The following is a 19,376-nucleotide window of genomic DNA, read 5'->3' on the forward strand; positions in this document are numbered from 1 at the left end:
TGTGCCCACCTCCCGGGTCCTGACGGACCCTAGCGACTTCTCAATCCGCCGAGTAGGCGGCCAGAAACTCATCCACTTCGGCGACCGTCCCCGGGTAGCCGTAGTTGCGGAAGGCGTAGCCCTTCGCGACGAAGGGCGCGCCCGCGTAGAACATCTCGTACTGGTGGTGGCGGCCGGCGAACTCCGATCCGACCGCGTCCCACACCAGCTTGAAGAGCTTGACCCGCTCCTCGGCGGTGGCGCCGGGGGACCGCACGTAGCGGTCGATGTCCGCCCGGATCGCCGGATCGGTCATGTCCCGCACGCTCGACGGCAGCTGCAGCACGCCGCCGCCGGCCAGATCGCGGACGATCGCGAGGACCCTCGGGTAGAGCTCGGCCTGCCAGCCCATGGCGCCGTAGAGCGCCCGCGCGCCGGGCCGCCACATCCCGTTGCCGTCCGGCGCGGCTTCGTACTCCGCTGCCAGGACCGCGGACTCGACCGACGCGGCGAGGCTGGCGAGCTCGCCCAGTTTCTCCTGCACGCCCGGGATCCGGTCGGTCTCGTTGACCTCGGTCACCTTGCGGGCCAGTCCCAGCACGAACCGCAGCTTGGCCACGAACCGGATCTGGGCCTGGCTGTTGCCCAGCACATGGGCGCCGGTGTCGAAGAACTGCCGGCGCAGGCCGGCGACGTCGCGGTCGACGAACACCCGGTCCCACGGGACCAGCACGTCGTCGAGGACCACCAGGGCGTCGGTCTCGTCGTAGCGGCTGGACAGCGGGTAGTCGAAGGCACTGGTCGCACCGGTCGCATAGGACCGCCGGCAGTAGAGCTTCAGGCCCGGCGTCGCGATCGGCAGCAGGAAGCTCACCGCGAAGTCCCGGTCCTCCGGCGCCAGCGGCTTGATGCAGGAGATCAGGATCTCGTCCGCGACCGCGGCGCCGGTGGCCAGCATCTGCGCGCCACGGACCACGATCCCGTCCGGCCGCTCCTCGACCACCCCGGTCTGGATGAACTCGGCGTCCCAGTCGTGCGCCGTGCCCGCCCGGGAGAACTGCGGCGGAATGATCGCGTACGAAAGGAACAGGCTCTCGTCGAGAAGCCGCCGGTAGTGGGCCGTGACGTTGGCCGCGAAGTCGTGCGGCGCATCGGCGAACGCCTGCGGGCAGGAGGCGAAGCCGGCCAGGAACGCGCCCACGTGGTCCGGACCGCGACCCATCCATCCGTGGGTGTGCCGGGCCCAGGTCTCGATGGCCCGGCGGCGGACGGTCAGATCGTCACGGGACCGCGGGATGCAGAAGACTCGGTTGGCCTCGCGCCCGGTCTCCGGGGCCACGTAGGTCATGGCGTGGCGCGGGTCGGCGGCGAGGTCGTACAGCTCGGCGACGGTGTGCGCCACCGGCGCGAAGGCGGGGTGACCGACCACGTCGGCCACCCGCTCGCCGTCGAGGTAGATCTCCCGGTCGTCCTTCAGCGACGCCAGGTATTCGGCTCCACTGCGCATCGGAGGCTCCTCACCACGATGGGCCAAGGCGATCGCCATCATCACCCCGCCGGCGCGGCCGAAGCCACCCTGGCCGACCCGCGGAGGTTGTTCCCTCAACCGGCCCGCGGCCATCCTGCCTGTGAAGGTCGCCGTGCACTCCGAGGGGACGGATCCGTGCTTGGACTCGCGCAACGCGCGGTGGAGCTGAAGTGGCCGCTGCGGCCGCTGGGCGCCATCGCCGGCCGCTACAACCCTTATGGCGCCTCGTACATCCGGGATCCCTATCCCGAGCTCGACCGGCTGCGCGCCGCCGCGCCGGTCTACTACAGCAAGGTGACCGGCTCCTATGTGGTCACCAGCCACGCGCTGGCGACCGAGGTGCTCGGCGACCGCCGCTACACCTCCAACCGCAAGCTCGACGCCTCCCTGCGCAGTCGCATGTTCATGCGCTTCGCGCGTTTCAGCCCGGCCGAAGAACGCGCGCAGGACAACTCGCTGACCAACGTGTCCGACGACATGCACCAGCGGATGCGCAAGGCGATCAGCTACGACTTCAGCCGGCGGCGGATCGAGGAACTCCGGCCGCGGATGGAGTTCTGGGTGGACACGCTCCTCGACAAGGCCGCCGCCCGCGGCCGGATCGACCTGATCGACGACTTCTCGGCCCAGCTGCCGATCCTCGTCGCCGCCGAGCTGCTCGGGTTGCCGCCGCAGGACGCCCGCCGGCTCCAGGAGTGGTCGGACGGCTATCTGGTGCTGGTCGATCCGATGATCAAAGGCGCCGGGACCGCGCGGATGGCCGCGGCCTTCCACGCGTTCGACGCGTACATCGCCGACACGCTGCGCCGGAAGAAGGCGGAGCCGGGCGACGACCTGATCACCCGGCTGCTGGAGCGGCACGAGGGCGAGTTCGACGACGCCCAGCTGCGCACGCTCGTCATGATGCTGCTGGTGGCCGGGCACGAGGTCATCACGAATCTGCTGGGCAACGCGGTTTCCGCCCTGCTGCGCTTCCCCGAGCAGCGCAAACGGCTGTCCGAGGAGCCGGAGCTGATGCCGACCGCGATCGAGGAGTTCATTCGCTTCGAGTCGCCGATCCAGGCGGCCTGGCGGATCGCCGCCGAGGGCCTGGAGGTCGACGGCGTCCCGGTTCCGCCGCGGCGGGCCGTCACGGTGCTGATCGGCGCCGCGAACAACGACCCGGCGGTGTTCGCCGATCCGCGCCGGCTCGACCTCGGCCGCACCGACAACCGGCACCTGGGTTTCGCCCTGGGCTCGCACTACTGCGCCGGGCCCTGGCTGGCCCGGATCGAGGGGGCGGTCGCGCTGTCCCGCTTCCTCGAGCGCTTCCCCGGCTTCTCCGGCGACGCCACCCGGCTGCACTGGAAACCCGCCGCCGGCCTGCGCGGGCTCTACCACCTGCCGCTCACCCTGTGAACGGGCTGCGCTCGGTCGAGGAGATCACGCCGGCCTGGTGCACCGCCGCGCTGTCGGAGTGGATCGGCCCGGCCATTGTGACCACGGTGACCGCGACCGCGCTGGGCACCGGCCAGATGGCGGACACCTACCGGCTGCGGCTGGGCTACGACCCGGCCGGCGCGGGGCCGGCGAGCTGTGTGCTGAAGCTCGCGGCGGCGTCGCCGGCCAGCCGGACGGCGGCCAAGGTGAGCCGGGCGTACGAGATCGAGGCGCTCTTCTATCGCGACCTCGCTCCGCGGCTGCCGGTGCGGGTGCCGCGCTGCTGGGTGTCCTGCCACGACCAGCCGCCCGGCACGTTCACGCTGCTGCTGGAGGATCTCGGCGCCGGACGCATGCTGGACCAGGTCGAGGGCTGCGATCCCGGCCGGGTGGCGCAGGCCGTGGATCAGCTCGCCGCCCTGCACGGGCCGATGTGGGCGGACCCGGCCCTGGACGCGCTCGCCTGGCTGCCGCGCCACGACGGCCCGGACGCCGGCTGGATGGCCTCGCTCGTCCGCACCGTCTATCCACGCTTCCTGCGCCGCTTCGGTGAGCGGCTGCGCCCCGAGGTGATCGAGGTGCTCGACGGGTTCGTGCCGAACGTCGAGCGCTACCTGCGGGACAGCCCCGGGCCGCGGACGCTGGTGCACGGCGACTTCCGGGCGGACAACCTCGTCGCGGCGGAGGGCCGGGTCACCGTGCTCGACTGGCAGACCGCGGCGCACCGGCCCGCGGTCACCGATCTCTCCTATTTTCTCGGAGCCAGCGTCGACGTCGCGCAGCGCCGGAAGACCGAACGGGACGTGGTGTGGCAATATGTCGGCGCGCTTCGCCGATATGGCATCGAACTGTCATTCGACGACTGCTGGCGCGACTATCGCCGATTTGCTTTCGGCGGTCTGCTCATGAGCATTGTCGGATCGACGCTGGTGACTCGCACCGAGCGCGGCGAGGACATGTTCGCCACCATGACGAACCGGCACGGAATGCACGCCGCCGATCTCGGCGCGAGCTCATTTCTGCACTGAGGCGCGCTGCAGCTCGAGCACCAGATCCTCGATCTCGCCGACCGTCGTGATGTGCTGCACCTGGGCCTGGTCGAGCGGCGGGAGATCGAACTCGTCCTCCAGCGTGAAACCCAGCTCCAGCAGGGCGAGCGAGTGGTACGCGAGATCGTCGACCAGGCTGGTGGGGCCGTCCTCCCGGTATCCGCCCGGGTTCGGCGCCACCTGCCGGATGATCGATCGGACCCGTGCCCGGACGTCCGGCTCGGTCGCCTCGGCTTCGCTGCTCATCCCGTCCTCACCACCATTTCTTCGTCTGCTGAATCCGCGATGATCGCGGCAGCTGCCCACCGTGCGCATGGTGACGTGGACGCAGCTGATCCGACATTCTGATCGTATATCGCAGCGAGCGGATCGAAGGAGTGTCCGACGTGACTACCAACCCATTGACCTTTTGGATCGAGACGCCGGAATCCGACCGAGGCATAAGGTTCTGGCGGAAAAGCGAATGGGAGTGGTGGTCGTACGAGGATCTGGCCGGGCGGGCCCGCCGGATCGCCGGCGGCCTCACCGAGGCGGGCATCCGGCACGATGACCGCGTTCTCGTCGTCGAACGCACCGGACCGGACTACGTAGCCGTGCTCTACGGGATCATGCTGGCCGGCGCCATCCCGTGCCCGGTCGCGCCGCCGCACCTCTTCCAGAGCGAGATGCGCTACGCCCGGCATCTGAACGCGATCAGCGAAATCGCCCAGCCCGCCATGCTGGTCACCTCCGGCGAGCTGGTGGAGCGGCTCGCCTATGGCGGCTACGGCACCCAGATCCGCACCGCGGCCCAGCTCGCGGCCGGCGGCGAGGGCACCCCGGCGCGGCCGGCGAGCGCCGCGCTGCTCCAGTTCACCTCGGGATCGAGCGGCCGGGTGAAGGGCGTGCGGGTGCCGATCAGCGCGCTCGCGGCGAACATCGACGCCATCAAGACCTGGCTGGGGATGGGCTCGGGGGACGCGACCGCGTCGTGGCTGCCGGTCCATCACGACATGGGACTGACCGGATGCCTGCTCACCCCGGTCGTCCAGCAGCGCGATCTGTGGCTGCAGGAGCCCTCGGACTTCGTCCGCGACCCGGCCTGCTACCTGTCCTGCTTCAGCGCGCCGGGCGCGGCGATGACCGCGATGCCGCCGTTCGGCCTGGACCACATCGTCCGCCGGCTCACCCCCGAGCTGCTCGCCGGCTCGGACTTCTCCGGGTGGCGGGCGCTCATCGTCGGCGCCGAGCGCATCGACGTCGACGTGCTGGAGCGGTTCCTGGCGTTGATGGGCCCGTTCGGGTTCGACCGGCGTGCGCTGCTGCCGGCGTACGGGCTGGCGGAGGCCACCCTCGCGGTCACCGGGCTCGGGCTGCGCGAGGAGTTCGCCACCGTGCCGGTCGCGTCCCACCTGGTGTCCCTCGGCGAGCCGGTGACGTCCACCGGGGCGCTGGCGCAGCCGGTGGTCGGCTGTGGACGGGCGCTGGACGGCGTTACCGTCGCGGTCCTGGACGAGGCCGGCACGCCGCAGCCGGACCGGCACGTCGGTCACATCGTGGTGCGCGGCGCGTCGGTCGCCGAGGGATACACCGGCAGCGAGGGCACGGCGAGCCTCACCGAGTGGCGCGACGGCGCGCTGTGGACCGGCGACGCGGGCTTCATGGACGCCGGGCAGCTGTTCGTCATCGGGCGGCTCGGGGACGCCATGAAGGTCCGCGGCCGCACGGTCTTCGCCGAGGACGTGGAGAGCGCGCTGGTGCAGGCCGGTCTGCCGCGCATGCGCTTCGCGGTCCTCCTCGGCTCGACGGCGGCCGGCGCGACCGGCGTGCTGCTGATCGAACGCCCGAACCCGGAGTGGATCGCCGCCGCCGAGGCCACGCTCCCCCGGGTCACCGAGGGCATGCCGTTCGCCGTCCTCGACGTTCCCCGCCAGTCGATCTACCGCACCACCAGCGGCAAACCGAGGCGCCGGGACATGTGGACCGCCTATGCGGCCGGGAACATCGAGGGCACCGAGGTCTCCGGCACGCCGGTGGCCGGCAGCACCGCCGGCGCGGGCGACTGAGCAAGACGCTCAGTCGCCCGGCGGCCGGCGCGGGACGACCCGGATCGGCACGCTCAGGTTGGAGCGGAAATTCGGGCTGTACCGGCGCACGACCGGACCCTCGGGCTCCAGGTGCGCGAAGTGCCGGGCGATGAACCGCAGCACCGACGCCGCCTCGGCCCGGGCCAGCGCCGCACCGAGACACACGTGGATCCCGCCACCCCCGAAGCTGAGATGCGGGTTCGGGTGGCGGGTCACATCGAGCTCGTCCGGGTCGGCGAACTTCTGCTCGTCGTGGTTCGCCGATCCGAGATGCAGGATGATGACCCGTCCCGGCCGGATCGTACGCCCGGCGACCTCCACCGCCCGGTGCACCATCCTGCTCTTGACCTGCACCGGAGCATCGAATCTCAGCAGCTCCTCGACCGCGCGGGGCGCCGGGTCCGGGCCGGCCCGCAGGGCCGCCACCTGGTCCGGCCGCTCGGCCAGCGCCGCGAGGCCGCCGGAGAGCAGATCGGTGGTCGTGGAGAAGCCGGCGAACAGCAGGAAGACCACGTTGTCGATCAGCGCCTGCCGGCCGCTGTCGGCCTCCTCGACCCGGCAGAGCCGCGACACCACGTCGTCGCCGGGACGCCGCTGCTTCTCGTCGAAGAGAGCCGCGACGCGGTCCTGCATCCACTTCAGCGCCGCGACCGTCTCGGTGCGCTCGTCCTCCGGCAGATAGGTCGCGAAGGCCTGGGCCAGCACCCGGGCCGGCTCACGCACCTCGTCGAGGTTCTCCGGATCCATCCCGACGAAGTCGGCGAGCACCCGGATCGGCAGCCGGTCGGCCAGATCGGTGGCCGCGTCGAAGCGGCCCTGCTCGACGGCGGGCGCGAGCAGATCGGCGACCATGGCGTCGATGGCGCGACCCCGCTCCCGCACCGCACGGGTGGTGAACTCGCGGCCGAAGAGGCGGCGCAGCACCGTGTGCGTCGGGGGGTCGCGGTTCAGCATCACGTGCCCGAAGAAGTCCGCCAGGGCGCCGCCGCCCAGCGCGATCCGGTGGTAGTCCTGGTCGAACTCGGCGCCGAGGCGGTCGTCGTTGATCAGCGGGGCGACGTCCGCATAGCGCGTGACGACCCACTGCGCCGGGCCGCCCCGGCACAGCGGCGCGGTCTCCCGGAGCCGCCGGTAGACGGGATAGGGGTCGTCGAGACGAGCGACCTCGAACGGGTCGTACTTGGGCGGCAGGCTCACGGGCGCATCTCCTTCGCGGTCGGCCTCGGGTCCGGACTGACGCTCATGCCGGCGCGCCCTCGTCGCCCAGGTGCCGAGCGGCGGCCGCGAGGACCGCGTCGCGCTGCGCGATGAGATAGAAGTGGTCGCCCGGAAAGACGTGCAGTGTCATCGGCCCGTCGGTCATCTCGGCCCACGGCCGCATGTCGTCCGGGCTCACGTCAGGGTCGTCCGCGCCGACCAATCCCACAACGGGAGTGGTCAGCCGTCGCGGCGACGGGCGGTAGCGCGCCATCGCCCGGTAGTCGCTGCGCAGGCCGGCCAGCACGTAGTCGCGGAACTTCGGCCCGTCGATCACGTCCGCCGGGGTGGCGCCCAGCCGCCGCAGCTCGCCGATCAGCGCCTGGTCGGTGAACTCGGACAGGGCGTTGCGCAGCGGGACGCCGGGCGCCGGATGGCTGGACAGGAAGGTCGCGACCGGCGGCCGGCCCAGCGCCTCCAGCCGGACCGCGGTCTCGTACGCCACCACAGCGCCCATGCTGTGGCCGAGCAGCGCGACCCGGCGTTCCGGCGAGAACTGGGCGCACACCGCGTTCGTGACCCCGTCGGCGAGCCGGTGCACGTCGTCGATCAGCGGCTCGCGCAGCCGGTCGAGCCGTCCCGGGTACTGCACGGCGGTCAGCTCCACCGTGGCCGGCAGCCGCCGGTCCCAGGACCGGAAGAACGAGGCCGAGCCGCCCGCGTGCGGGAAGGCCAGCAGGCTGATCCGCGCGTCGGGTCGCGGGCACCCGCACCGCAACCACACACCGCTGGCATAGCGGCGCGCATTGCGGGAGTTCATAGAACGCCCTCCTCGACGCCCTCCAAGGGCCGGTCCTCGAACATCCGGAAGTCGGTGACCGCATCGGTGGTCAGCAGCCGGTCCAGCGCCCACACCGGATCCAGCGTCTCGGCGGCATAGTGCAGGCCCGGCGCGACGGCCCCGTCGAGCACCGCCGCCACCGTCGTCGCCGCGGTCGCCCCGGTCAGCTCGCTGGAGCCGGCGCCGGTCAGCACCAGGGTCGGCGTGGCCGGCTCGCCGGGCAGCTGGAACACGATTCGCTGGTATCGCGTCCGCCCGAACAGGTCGAGCTCGCTGGCCCGGACGACGGCCTCCGCGTCCACCGCTCCGGCGCCGGCCGCGGCCAGGGTCTCGCGCAGCCGGGCGCCCGGGAAGACGGTGTAGAAGACCAGCTCGGCGAGGCCGGTGGCGCGGGCCAGCCGTTCCATCTCGGGGCTCAGATAGGGCACCCCGCCGGCCGGCTCGGCGAAGTGCGGGACCTCTCCCTCGAGGGCTGCCACACCGGCCCGTGGCACCCGGGAACCGTTGCGCCACACGGCGAACGTGCGGCCCGCCGCGGAGTCCACGGCGGCCAGGTAGTCGGCGGCCCCACCGAGCGAGAACCGGTCCTGTCCGCCGGCGTAGCCGATCAGCCGGTCGCCGGGGCTCAGACCGAGGCGCCGGGGCAGCAGGCCGGTCAGTCCGGGCAGCATGCCGGCCGACAGCACCACCGGCGCGGCGAGGGCGTCGCCGGACAGCAGCTCGTGGAGTGGCTCGTCGCCGCCCGGATCGACGTAGGCCACACCGTTCGCGGCCGCCGTCCGCGCCACCGCCGCACGGGCCCGCGGCGGCGCGGCAGTGCAGTTGACCACCAGCCGCACCGAGGCGCAGAACCGCTCCACAGTGGCCGGATCGGCGGCGTCGACCCGCACGTCGGCCGTCGCCGGGTTCCGGCCGCCGACCACCGGCTTCAGTCCCTGGTCCAGCAGCCGGCCGACCACCGCGCGGCCGACCGACCCGCTGCCGCCGAGGACGCCGACGGCGGTCACGGGCCGTCCCGGAGCTGCGGGGCGAGAGCCATCACGGACGGGCCTTCCAGCAGCGTCCGCAGCACGGTGTTGAACGACAGCGCGTGCGCCTCGGGCAGCTCCTCGATCAGCCGGCCGGCCAGCTGCGACGCGAGCAGGGAGTCGCCGCCGAGGTCGTAGAAGCCCTGGGACCGACCGACCGGCACGTCGAGGACGTCGCGGAAGAGCGCGGCGATCCGCCGTTCGAGGTCGTCGACCGGTTCGTCGGCCGTCGGCTCCGCGGCCCGGCCGGACCGCGGGATCAGGGCCGTCAACCGGTCGCGGTCGATCTTGCCGTTCGCGGTCAGCGGGAGGTGGTCCACGATCTGCACCGTGCTCGGCACCATCGCGGCGGGCAGCCGGCGCGCGGCGGCCTCCACGACCTGTTGCGGCCGCAGCGGCTCCCGGTCGGTCTTGACCTGGCTCGCGTACACGTAGAGCCCGATGTCGGTGAAGACGTCCTGCTCGCCCGGCAGGGCGAAGACCAGGTCGTCGCCGAGCAGCGCGAGCCAGTCCCGGTGTCCCACGAAGGTCTGGTCCCGGCCGTGCCGCAGGTCGGCGAAGTCCTCGGCCCGGCCGTCGGTGAGCAGCAGCTCCATCGAGGTCATGATCTGGTAGTGGTCGCGCGTCATCTCCGCGAACAGCAGCCAGCCACCGGGCGCCAGCAGCTCGCGCAGCGCCTCGAGGGTGCTGCCGACGTGCCGGGTCGCGTGGAAGACGTCGCCCATCACGATGGCGTCGAACGAGTTCGGCGCGAAACCCTGTGCCCGGAAGTCGGTGTCGATGTCGAGCGTCGCGTAGCGCACCCACGGGAACTCGCCGAAGGTCTCCTTCGCCCGGTTGAGGAAGAACTGGGAGAGGTCGGTGAAGGTGTACTCCACGTCCAGGTCGGCGAGCGCCGGGATGACGTCCATGCTGGTGCCGCCGACGCCGGCGCCCACCTCGAGCACCCGGAACGGCTTCGCGCCCCGATCCGCGACCGTGGTGATCGCGGTCGTGAGGATCTCGTTGGCCCAGCGGTTGAAGAGCGTGATGTTGTACAGCGACTCCCCGATGTCCACCCGGCCCTCGGGGAAGAGCAGCTGCACCGCGTCGGCCCCCTCGCTGCGCAGGACCTCGGGCAGGCTTCCGGTGCACGCCTTGAAGTAGTCGTGCACCTTGGCCGAGGCGGGATCCAGGCGGGCCACCGACTCGTCCGCCTCGGCCCAGGCCGTGTCGATCGCGGCCGGCTCGACCCGCAGATCGGTGCGATAGCCACCGGCGCCCGCGGCGGTCAGCAGGCCGTGGTCGGTCAGCGCGCGCACCCAGCGCCGGACGACCCGATGGTGCCGGGCCGGCGCCTTGGTCGCGGCGATGATCGCGTCCAGCGAGTGCACGTCCGCCGGGCGCTGGAAGAGTCCGTAGTGCTGGAACGTGCGCAGCATGGACAGCAGGGCGATCCGGTCCAGGCGGCGGAGATAGGCGACGTACTCGGTGCGGTCCACGCCCTCGGTGCTCCGGCGGGCCGTCGCGGCGGCCGCCTCGGCCACCCCGGCCGCACGGTCGTTCCCGTCGCCGGCGCGCGGGCCGGGCTCGACGAACGCGACCAGCCGGCGGTCCCACCGCGACGAGTCGTCGGTGATCACCGCGGCGTTGGCCACCTGCGGATCGGCCACCAGGGCGGCCTCGATCTCGGCCAGCTCGATGCGGTGACCGCGGATCTTGACCTGGTTGTCCTCGCGGCCGAGGAACTCGATGTTCCCGTCCGGCAGGTAGCGGCCGAGGTCGCCGGTGCGGTAGAGCCGCTCGCCGGTGCGCGGATGCTGGACGAACCGTTCCGCGGTGCGCTCGGCATCCCCGAGGTAGCCGTCGGCCACCCCGGCGCCACCGATGCAGATCTCGCCCGGGACCCCGTCGGGGCACTCCTGCCAGCGCCGGCCGAGGACGTACATGTGCTGGTTCGCCAGCGGCTTGCCGTACGGGATGCTCTTCCATCGCTCGTCCACCGCGCCGACCGGATAGCAGATCGACCAGATCGACCCCTCGGTGGCGCCGCCGAGGCTGACCAGTTCGAGCTCGGGCACGAACCGGCGGATCCGCTCGGGCAGGTTGACCGGGATCCAGTCGCCGGAGAGCAGCGCGAGCCGCACCGACGAGACGTCCTGGTCCGGCGCGGTGGCGAGGAAGTCGGCCAGCATCTGCAGGTGGGCCGGCACTGAGTTCCACAGCGTGACCCGGTGCCCGGCGATCAGCTCGGCCCAGTGCGACGGCATGCCGCGCTGATCGTGGTCGGGCACGACGAGGCAGCCGCCGACCGCCAGCGGGCCGAACATGTCGTAGACCGAGAGGTCGAAGCCGAGGTTCGTGAGGCCGAGGATGCGGTCGTCCGGGCCGACCCCGAACCGGCGGTTGACGTCCTCCACGGTGTTCAGCGCGGCGCGATGGCTGATCTGCACGCCCTTCGGCCGCCCGGTCGAGCCGGAGGTGAAGATGACGTACGCCAGATCCGGAACGGGCCGCGCGAGCGCCTCCCGGCAGAAGGACGCTAGATCCAGCCCGGCTCCGGCCCGCTCGCCGATGGCGACCAGCTGCACGCCGTCCGGCCAGGAACCCTGGTCGCGCAGATGCTCCTCGGTGACCACGGTGGTCACCCCCGCGTCCGCGAGCATGTTGTCGCGCCGCAGATCCGGCTGATTGGTGTCGATCGGCAGATAGGGCGCCCCGGCGAGCAGCACGCCGAGCACGCCGACGAGCTGGCCGGGGCCGCGATCCGCGATCACCGCGATCGGCGTGCCGGGCCGGGCCCGGTCGGCCAGCTCGGCCGCGAGGCCCGCCGCCCGGCGCAGCAGGTCGTCATAGGTCAGCGTGCCCCACGAGCCGGTCACCGCGGGACGGCCGGGCGTCCGGAGGGCCTGTTCGACGAGCGGCTCGTGCAGCAGCCGGTGGGCCGGGATCTCGGGTGTCCCGGTCGCGTTCGCGTCGCGGCGCCGCTGCGCCTGTGCGGCCGGCAGTGGCAGGAGCGCCGGCCGTGCCCACCGGTCCGGACCGTCGGTCAGGCCGTGCAGCAACCCCTCGAAGGCCGCGAACATGTCGTCGATCAGACCGTCCGGGAAGACTCCCGCGCGCACGTCCCAGTCGACCATCAGCGCGTCGCCGGCCACCAGCGCCTGGCAGTCGATCCACACCTGTGGCGTCTGGGTCAGCCCGTGCACCAGGGTCGCGTCGCGCCAGAACTCCGGTTCCCGGTTGTCGAGCGCGATCGCGCTGGTGAACACGATGGGCATCAGCGCCTCCGCCCGGCCGCGGCGGACGCCGAGCTCGCGCAGCACCTGGACGCCCGAGAAGGCCATGTGGTCCAGGTCGGCCCACAGCTGCTCCTGCAGCGCCTGTGCCTGCTCGGCGACGGTGTGGTCGGCGCCCGGGCGCACTTCGAGCAGGCTCACCGAGCTGAAGTCGCCGACGACCTGGTCGATCCGCTCGTGCAGCGGCAGCCGGTTCAGTGTGGTGACGCCGAGGGTGAAGCCGTCCTGCGAGGTCCAGCGGCCGATGGTCTCCGCATAGGCGGCGAGCACCACCCCGGACGGCGTCAGCCCGTGGCTCCCGCTCAGCTCCTGCAGCCGCCGCCACTGGGCGGGGCTCAACCGGGTCTGCCACCGCTGGAACTCGGCGTGCCCGCGCTTCTGCGGGTCGGGCCGCATCGGCAGCTTGGGCGCCGGCGGCAGGTCGTCGATCCGCTGCCACCAGTAGTCGCGGGCACGCCGGTATCCGCGCCGGGTCCGCAACCGCTGCTGGGCCGCGTGATAGTCGCGGAAGGTGACATCCAGCGCGGGCAGCGGTGTGCCGGGGTCGTGGCTCAGCCGGTGCAACTCGTCCAGGAGCAGTTGGACGCTCATGAAGTCGGCGATCAGCAGGTCGAACGAGAGGTGCAGCACCGAGCGGTCCGGGGTGAGCGACAGCCGGACGTCGTACATCGGCCATCGGCCGGGCTCGTAGGAGTGGCGGCACATCCGCTCGCGGACCGCGGCCACCTCGTCCGCCGCCCGGGCCGGCGTCTCCGCACTCAGATCGAGGACCGGCATCTCGAATCGCGGGGTCTCGCGCAGGATCTGCTGGAAACCACGCTCGTCGACCACCGCCCGCAGCATCGGGTGCCGTTCGATCAGGCTCTGCCAGGCCGCGGCAAGCCGTTGCGGCTGCGCCTCGGCGAGGTCGGCCTCGAGGTAGACCTGACAGCCGACGCCGCCGTAGTCCAGGGCCTCGCTGCGCCCGAGCAGATAGGCGGTCTGCACGTCGGTGAGCGGGAACGGGTCGTGCGCCCGCTCGGGCTCGGCCACCAGCACGGCCGGGTCGACGTCGTCGCGCAGATAGTCCAGCACCGCGGAACGCTGCTGTCGCAGCCGAGCCCGGTCCTCATCGGAGAGTGCGCCGTGCGGCGCGCGGAACCTGAGCTGACCGTCCGCCGCCCAGAGCTGCACGCCGGCCGCCTCCAGGCGGTCGACGAGTTCGGCCGGGTGAGCGCTTGCCCTCTCCTCTATCAAGCCCCTGTCTCCTTGCCGCTCGCCTGCGACCAACGGCACCGGTTTCCGGTGCGCCTGAAGCTCCGACCACCCTGGAGCGACGCCGGGCCGGGCCGCAAGCGGTCGCGTTGGACCACGGCCGTTGTCCGAGTGAGGAACTCGCGCAGTTGGTCGCCGGCCTTGCGCGCGTCGCGGCGCACCCCATAGGGAGCACATACGGAATCCGACGACAGCTGAGGACGGACGCATGGGCGATCTGGCGGAAGACACCGCGGTCGAGCGCACCGGCGACGGCCGGTACCGGGCGACCCTCTCCCCCGACTGGGCGCTGTGGGGGCCGGTGGGTGGCTATCTGGCCGCCGTCGCGCTGCGCGCCGCCGGGGCGCACTCCGCCGGGCCGCTGCCGGCCAGCCTGAGCTGCCACTACCTCGCACCGGCGAGGTTCGACGCGGTCGATCTCGAGGTCGATTGCGTACGCGGCTCGCGCAACGCGACGTCGCTCGCCGTGCGGATGAGCCAGCGTGGCACCCCGGTGCTGAACGCGCAGGTCTGGACGATCGCCGACGATATGAAAGGTCCGGAACGACGGCTCTCCGGGCGGCCGGACGTGCCGCCGCCCGAGCAGGTCCCCGAGCTGGTGCTCGACCGGCATCTCGCGAGCACGTCCACCACGTCGGCCACGGCCACCGGGACGTTCTGGCGCAACCTCGAGCTCCGGGCGGTCTACGACCGGAGCCGGCCGGACGAGCTGGAGATCCACAGCTGGGCCAAGTTCCGGCCGCGGGCATATTTCGAGGACCCCTGGATGGACGCCTGCCGGGAGCTCATCACGATCGACACCGCCATCTTCCCGGCCGTCGCGTGGGCCCTGGAGGGCGGCCGCCACCTGGCCGTGAGCATCGACCTGTACGTCGCGTTCCACTCGCCGCCGCCACCCGAGGACTACCTGCTCGTGTCCGCCCGGAGCACCGCCGCGGGCGCCGGCCTGGTGAGCGGCATCGCACAGACCCGCTCGATGGACGGCACGCTGACCGCCAGCGGCGGCTCGCAGCTGATGTGCCGGACGCTTCGCTAGGGTCGGTTTTCCAAGAGGGAGGCACCATGACCGAGGAAGCGGCCGGCTGGCAGGGCGGTGCGTGGGCCGCCGCCGACCTGGTGACGCCGATGGCCGTCCGGGTCGCGGCGACGTTGCGGCTGGCCGACCACGTGGCGGACGGCACCCGCACGGCCGAGGCGCTGGCCGCCAAGGTGGACGCCGACCAGGACGCCCTGGGACGGCTGCTGGCCCATCTGGTGGCCGCCAAGGTGCTGACGCGCGCGGAGGACGGCACGTACGGTCTGACGGCGGCGTCGATGTGGGTGGCGGCAACGGCAGCCTGCTGATCGCCATTCTGCGCGCCCACGACGGCCTGCGCGGCACGGTGATCGAGCTGGCCGGACCGGCGGCCCGCGCCGAGCGGGCGATCGCGGCCGCCGGACTGAGCGACCGGGCCGACGCCGCGGCGGGCGACTTCTTCGAACCCCTCCCGGCCGGAGCCGGCGGCTACCTGCTCACCGGGGTCCTGCACGACTGGGACGACGAGCACGCGGTCCGCATCCTGCGGCGCTGCGCCGAGGCCGCCGGGGAGACCGGAAAGGTGCTGGTGTTGGAGGAGGCGATGAGCCTCGACGAGGACGGACGCTCGGACACCGAGGGGGACCTGCGGATGCTCTGCTATGTCCGCGGCCGGGATCGCACCCTTGACGAACTGGGCGAGCTGGCCGCGGCGGCCGGCCTGGAGGTCGGCTCGGTCATTCCCGGCCGCCCGCGCACGATCATCGAGATGAGCCGGCCTCAGCGGGGCTGAAACCGCACCGGGAGCGCGCTGTAGCCGTTGAGGAAGTTCGAGTAGATCGGCCGCGGCGTACCGGTCACCTCGATGTCACGGACGAGGTCGCGCAGGCCGGACAGCAGCGCGGACAGCTCGGCCCGGCCGAGGAAGGCGCCCAGGCAGAAGTGCGGGCCGTGGCCGAGGGCGACGTGCCGGTTGGGCCGGCGCCCCAGGCGGAACCGCTCCGGCTCGGCGAACTCCGCCTCGTCGAAGTCCGCCGAGATGTTCCACAGGGTCACGATGTCGCCGGCCCGGATCCGGACCCCGCCGACCGAGACGTCGGTCCGGGCCCGGCGACCGAAGTGCAGGGCCGGCGTGGTCCAGCGCAACGCCTCCTCGGTGGCCGCGTCGACCGGCACGGATCCGTCGCGCAACGCCCGCCACTGGTCGGGGAAGCCGGCCAGCGCCAGCACCGTGCCGGTCGCGGAGACCCGGCTCGACTCGTCGCCGCCGATGATCAGGCTGTAACAGTTGTAGACGATCTCGTCCTCGGCGAGCGGCGCGCCGTTGACGGTCGCGGTGGCGAGGGCGCTCACCACGTCGTCACCGGGCTCCTTGCGCCGGGCGGTGACGAGGTCGGCGAAGTACAGCAGGATCTCGTTGCGCGCGGCGATCGACTCCAGCGGCGAGGTGGTGCCGGTGTCCGAGCTGAGCGCCAGTTTGTTGCACCGCAACAGCATCGGCCGGTCGGCGGCCGGCACGTCCATCAGGTCGGCGATCGTGCCGATCGGCAGCTCCTCGGCCACCCGCCGGGCGAAGTCGAACTCCCCGGCGCCGACCACCTCGGCGAGCAACTGCCGGGCGCGGGCCCGCACCCGCTCGGTGAGCCGGCCGATCACCCGTGGCGAGAAGGAGCGTTGCATCACCGCCTTGATCTCGCGGTGCCGCACACCGTCGGTCACCTCGAGCATCTTGCCGGCGGCGGAGTCGCCGCCGGCGAGCAGCGTGGTGAGGACCGTGCCGCCCTCGGACACGAAGTGGTCCGCGTCGCCGTAGACCGCCCGCACGTCCCGATATCGCGACAGCGCCCAGAAGCCGGGCAGGCCGTCCCGCGGCGGCTGCCAGTGGACCGGGCTGCGGGTGCGGAACGCGCGCCACATCTCGTGCCGGTCGGCGCGGAGGAAGGTGCGCGGATCAGTCAGGTCTATCAGATCGAGATCGCCGATCGGGTCCGCCATCGCCTCATCGTGCGGAGCCGGTCGTCGGTCCACAACCGACGCGTCCGGACGTCCGGGCGCGTTCGTTGACTTGGCCATCGCCTGTCGGTCAGGGTCGGCGATGGTCCGAGGTTTCGCAGCGGTGACATCGTGAGGTGCCGAGATGCTTCTTGAGGACGATCGGACACAGCGAAGCCGCCGCCTGCCCGTTTCCTGCCTGCACGAGATACACCGCCTGGTGACCGGACATCCGCGTCCGGCGATCGCCCTGCACGTCGGCGAGCCGCACCTGCGGATGCCGGCCGCAGCGGCCGAGGGTTACGTCGCCGCCATCCGCGACGGCCACACGTCCTACACCGACGCCCCCGGACTGCCGCTGCTGCGGGCGGCGCTGGCCGAGCGTCTGCACGACAACGGCGCGCCGAGCCCGGACCGGGTGTTCGTGGCGCCCGGCTCGTGCCAGGTGATCAGCGCGATCTTCCAGTCGATCGCGATCGACGGCGGCGAGGTGATCCTGCCCCGGGTGCACTGGCCCATGCACGAGCAGCAGATCCTGCTGGCCGGCCTCGAACCGCGATTCGCCACCATGCCCGATCCCGACCGGTCGCTGACCGAGGTGCTCGACGAGGCGGCGAACGAACGCACCATCGCCCTGCTGGTCAACTCCCCCGCCAATCCCTCCGGGCACGTGTGGAGCGCGGCCGACCTCGAGGAGATCCACGCGTGGGCGGCCCGGCGCGGTGTCTGGATCATCAGCGACGAGGCGTACGAGGACTTCGTCTACGAGGGCGAGCCGTGCCGCATCGCCGAGCTCGACCGGGCCGCGCCGCCGGACGAGCGGATCGTGTTCTCCGTGCACACGTTCTCCAAGGGCTTCTCGATGACGGGCTGCCGGCTCGGGTACGCGACCGTGCCCCGGGCGGACTGCGCGCAGCTGCTCGCCCGCGTGCAGGAGGCGACGCTGGTCGCCCCGGCCACCCCGGTGCAGTACGCGGGCCTGGCCGCACTACAGGTCCCGGACCACCTGACCGAGCACCGGGCCTACGTGCGGGCGACCCGCGACGAGGCGGTGAAGCTGCTGGCGCCCCTGGGGGCGGTGTACGCCGAGCCGGCCGGCGGCTGGTACATGCTCCTCGACCTGTCGGCGTACACAAAGGACACTTATGCGTTCTGCCGCCGGCTGCTCGACGAGGCCGACGTCGGCATCGCGCCGGGACGCGGCTTCCTGCCCGGAGACGATCCGGTGGCCGACCGCCTGGCGCGGGTCACCCTCTGCGCCGAGCGGGAGGCCACGGTGACCGGCATCCAGCGCATCGCCCGTTTCCTGCGGGCGAGCTCAGCCGAGCCGCCCGATGCCGGAGGGAGGTAGGGCCATCAGCCTCAGCTACGACGAATATCTCCGGCTGGACGCCGTCCTCGGCGCCCCCCGGCCGCTGACTCCCGCCGCGGACGCCGAGGTGCACGCCGCGGAACGCTTCTTCATCGTCACCCATCAGGCCAGTGAGTTGTGGCTGTCGCAGGTCTACACCGACCTCCGGCTCGCCGCGGAGCTGGTCGGGCGTCGCCGGCTCGACCGTGCGCTGCCACCGATCCGGCGGGCCCGGGTCGTCCTCGATCTGGTCATCGCGACGCTGCGGGACCTCGCGCACCTCAGCCGGGCCGACTTCGACGCGTTCCGCCCGGCCCTGGAAGGCGCCAGCGGCGCGCAGTCGGCGCAGTTCGGATTGCTGCTCAAGGGTCTCGACAACCCGTACGTGTGGGAGCTGAGCAACCGGCTGCAGGAGTGCGACCCGCGTGAGGTCGGGCACGAGGTGCTGGTGCGGCTGTGGGAGGAGCTCGACGACTTCGTGGCGCGGACGGAGGCGTGGTGCGTGCTGCACATCGACGTCGCCCGGCGGCTCGTGGCGAACCGGCGTGGCACCGGCGGCACGAGTGGCGTCTCCTATCTGGAGCAGCGGGCGAGCGCCGTGGCGTTCAGCTGAGGCGGAGGGCGGGAAGATGACCGGCTCGTGTCTGCGGCCGTACAGCCGCCCGCCGGGCGCGGCCGTGCACCTGGTGTGCTTCCCGCACGCCGGCGGTGCCGCGACCACCTACCGGCCCTGGACCACGCTGCTGCCCCCGTCGATCCGGTTGACCGCGGTCCAGTACAGCGGGCGGCAGGACCGCCTCAACGACGAGGCCGCCACGTCGATGGACGCGCTGGCCGGGGAGATCTGGCAGGCGCTGGCCGACGACCCCCTGCCCGTGCTGCTGTTCGGCCACAGCTTCGGGGCCACGGTGGCGTTCGAGGTGGCCCGGTGGCTGCAGCGTCGCGGGTCCGCCCCGGTGCGGCATCTGGTGACGTCCGGCCGGCCCGGCCCGCAGGCGCCGGACCAGGTGCGGACCACCAAACACCGGTGGGGCGACGACGAGTTGTGGACCGACATGCTGCGCCTCGGCGGCACCGAGCAACAACTGGCCAGCCTGCCCGCGTTGCGGGATCTGGTGCTGCCCGGGCTCCGGCAGGACTACTTCATCCTGGAGAACTACCGGCCGGCCCCGGAGACCACGGTCTCCTGCCCGGTCACCGCGTTCCTCGGCGCCGACGATCCGGACGTGAGCCGGGCCCAGGCCGAGGCGTGGGCCAAGTCCACGACCGGGCCGTTCGAGCTGCGCGTCTTCGCCGGGGCGCACTTCTATCTGTCCGCACAGTCGGCGCGCGTCGTCTCCGCATTGCTGTCGCTGGCGTGATCATTCTCTGGAGGCCGG

Annotated in this window: 16 protein-coding genes; 9 read left to right on the forward strand and 7 right to left on the reverse strand. The window is 72.3% G+C overall.

Annotated features, from left to right (window positions below):
* Positions 1-40 precede the first annotated feature (40 nt).
* Complete coding sequence (locus ACZ6TI_RS12365) at positions 41-1,486, reverse strand: 4-hydroxyphenylacetate 3-hydroxylase family protein (protein WP_465345098.1); 1,446 nt, start codon at positions 1,484-1,486, stop codon at positions 41-43.
* A gap of 156 nt (positions 1,487-1,642) precedes the next feature.
* On the opposite strand from ACZ6TI_RS12365, the gene ACZ6TI_RS12370 reads away from it, so the two are divergent.
* Positions 1,643-2,905 (forward strand): cytochrome P450, encoded by a 1,263-nt coding sequence (locus ACZ6TI_RS12370; protein ID WP_465345099.1) that lies wholly within the window; start codon positions 1,643-1,645, stop codon positions 2,903-2,905.
* Complete coding sequence (locus ACZ6TI_RS12375; RefSeq protein WP_465345100.1) at positions 2,902-3,954, forward strand: phosphotransferase family protein; 1,053 nt, start codon at positions 2,902-2,904, stop codon at positions 3,952-3,954. The genes ACZ6TI_RS12370 and ACZ6TI_RS12375 overlap by 4 nt, the downstream gene beginning before the upstream one ends.
* On the opposite strand, the gene ACZ6TI_RS12380 is transcribed toward ACZ6TI_RS12375, so the two are convergent.
* Positions 3,940-4,221: an acyl carrier protein gene (locus ACZ6TI_RS12380; RefSeq protein ID WP_465345101.1), complete on the reverse strand. Its 282-nt coding sequence runs from the start codon at positions 4,219-4,221 to the stop codon at positions 3,940-3,942. The two genes, ACZ6TI_RS12375 and ACZ6TI_RS12380, sit on opposite strands and share 15 nt — an antisense overlap.
* 140 nt (positions 4,222-4,361) lie before the next feature.
* Here ACZ6TI_RS12380 and ACZ6TI_RS12385 point away from each other — a divergent pair, with 140 nt between their 5' ends.
* On the forward strand, positions 4,362-6,020 hold the full coding sequence (locus tag ACZ6TI_RS12385) for an AMP-binding protein (RefSeq protein ID WP_465345102.1): 1,659 nt from the start codon (positions 4,362-4,364) through the stop codon (positions 6,018-6,020).
* Between the two features lie 9 nt (positions 6,021-6,029).
* Here ACZ6TI_RS12385 and ACZ6TI_RS12390 read toward each other — a convergent pair whose 3' ends face one another.
* Genes ACZ6TI_RS12390 through ACZ6TI_RS12405 form a run of 4 tightly spaced genes read right to left on the reverse strand, consistent with a single transcriptional unit; the run spans position 6,030 to position 13,621 of the window.
* Positions 6,030-7,238 carry a cytochrome P450 gene (locus tag ACZ6TI_RS12390; RefSeq protein WP_465345103.1) on the reverse strand — a complete coding sequence of 403 codons (1,209 nt, stop codon included), beginning with the start codon at positions 7,236-7,238 and terminating at the stop codon, positions 6,030-6,032.
* Between the two features lie 43 nt (positions 7,239-7,281).
* The gene (locus ACZ6TI_RS12395) at positions 7,282-8,058 is read right to left on the reverse strand and encodes a thioesterase II family protein (RefSeq protein ID WP_465345104.1); all 777 of its coding nucleotides are present in this window, start codon (positions 8,056-8,058) and stop codon (positions 7,282-7,284) included.
* Complete coding sequence (locus tag ACZ6TI_RS12400) at positions 8,055-9,086, reverse strand: NAD-dependent epimerase/dehydratase family protein (RefSeq protein WP_465345105.1); 1,032 nt, start codon at positions 9,084-9,086, stop codon at positions 8,055-8,057. The genes ACZ6TI_RS12395 and ACZ6TI_RS12400 overlap by 4 nt, the downstream gene beginning before the upstream one ends.
* Positions 9,083-13,621 carry a non-ribosomal peptide synthetase gene (locus tag ACZ6TI_RS12405; protein ID WP_465345106.1) on the reverse strand — a complete coding sequence of 1,513 codons (4,539 nt, stop codon included), beginning with the start codon at positions 13,619-13,621 and terminating at the stop codon, positions 9,083-9,085. The genes ACZ6TI_RS12400 and ACZ6TI_RS12405 overlap by 4 nt, the downstream gene beginning before the upstream one ends.
* A 226-nt stretch (positions 13,622-13,847) precedes the next feature.
* Between ACZ6TI_RS12405 and ACZ6TI_RS12410 the strand changes: the two genes are divergently transcribed.
* Genes ACZ6TI_RS12410 through ACZ6TI_RS12420 form a run of 3 tightly spaced genes read left to right on the forward strand, consistent with a single transcriptional unit; the run spans position 13,848 to position 15,447 of the window.
* Complete coding sequence (locus ACZ6TI_RS12410; protein WP_465345107.1) at positions 13,848-14,675, forward strand: acyl-CoA thioesterase; 828 nt, start codon at positions 13,848-13,850, stop codon at positions 14,673-14,675.
* 26 nt (positions 14,676-14,701) lie between these two features.
* The gene (locus ACZ6TI_RS12415; RefSeq protein ID WP_465345108.1) at positions 14,702-14,983 is read left to right on the forward strand and encodes a methyltransferase family protein; all 282 of its coding nucleotides are present in this window, start codon (positions 14,702-14,704) and stop codon (positions 14,981-14,983) included.
* Positions 14,956-15,447, forward strand: a complete 492-nt coding sequence (locus ACZ6TI_RS12420) for a methyltransferase (RefSeq protein WP_465345109.1) — start codon at positions 14,956-14,958, stop codon at positions 15,445-15,447. Before ACZ6TI_RS12415 ends, ACZ6TI_RS12420 begins: the two co-directional genes overlap by 28 nt.
* Here the strand turns inward: ACZ6TI_RS12420 and ACZ6TI_RS12425 are convergent.
* Entirely contained in the window at positions 15,435-16,649 is a 1,215-nt protein-coding gene (locus ACZ6TI_RS12425; protein WP_465345110.1) for a cytochrome P450, read from the reverse strand. The genes ACZ6TI_RS12420 and ACZ6TI_RS12425 overlap by 13 nt on opposite strands.
* A gap of 217 nt (positions 16,650-16,866) precedes the next feature.
* Here ACZ6TI_RS12425 and ACZ6TI_RS12430 point away from each other — a divergent pair, with 217 nt between their 5' ends.
* From ACZ6TI_RS12430 to ACZ6TI_RS12440, 3 genes are read left to right on the forward strand one after another with little or no spacing between them, the layout of a single operon-like run.
* Positions 16,867-17,997: a pyridoxal phosphate-dependent aminotransferase gene (locus ACZ6TI_RS12430; RefSeq protein WP_465345111.1), complete on the forward strand. Its 1,131-nt coding sequence runs from the start codon at positions 16,867-16,869 to the stop codon at positions 17,995-17,997.
* Positions 17,981-18,610, forward strand: coding sequence for a tryptophan 2,3-dioxygenase family protein (locus ACZ6TI_RS12435; RefSeq protein WP_465345112.1), 630 nt, complete (start codon positions 17,981-17,983; stop codon positions 18,608-18,610). The genes ACZ6TI_RS12430 and ACZ6TI_RS12435 overlap by 17 nt, the downstream gene beginning before the upstream one ends.
* 16 nt (positions 18,611-18,626) lie before the next feature.
* Positions 18,627-19,358, forward strand: coding sequence for a thioesterase II family protein (locus tag ACZ6TI_RS12440; RefSeq protein ID WP_465345113.1), 732 nt, complete (start codon positions 18,627-18,629; stop codon positions 19,356-19,358).
* Positions 19,359-19,376 lie beyond the last annotated feature (18 nt).

The organism is Actinoplanes sp. NPDC051388 (assembly GCF_055586225.1).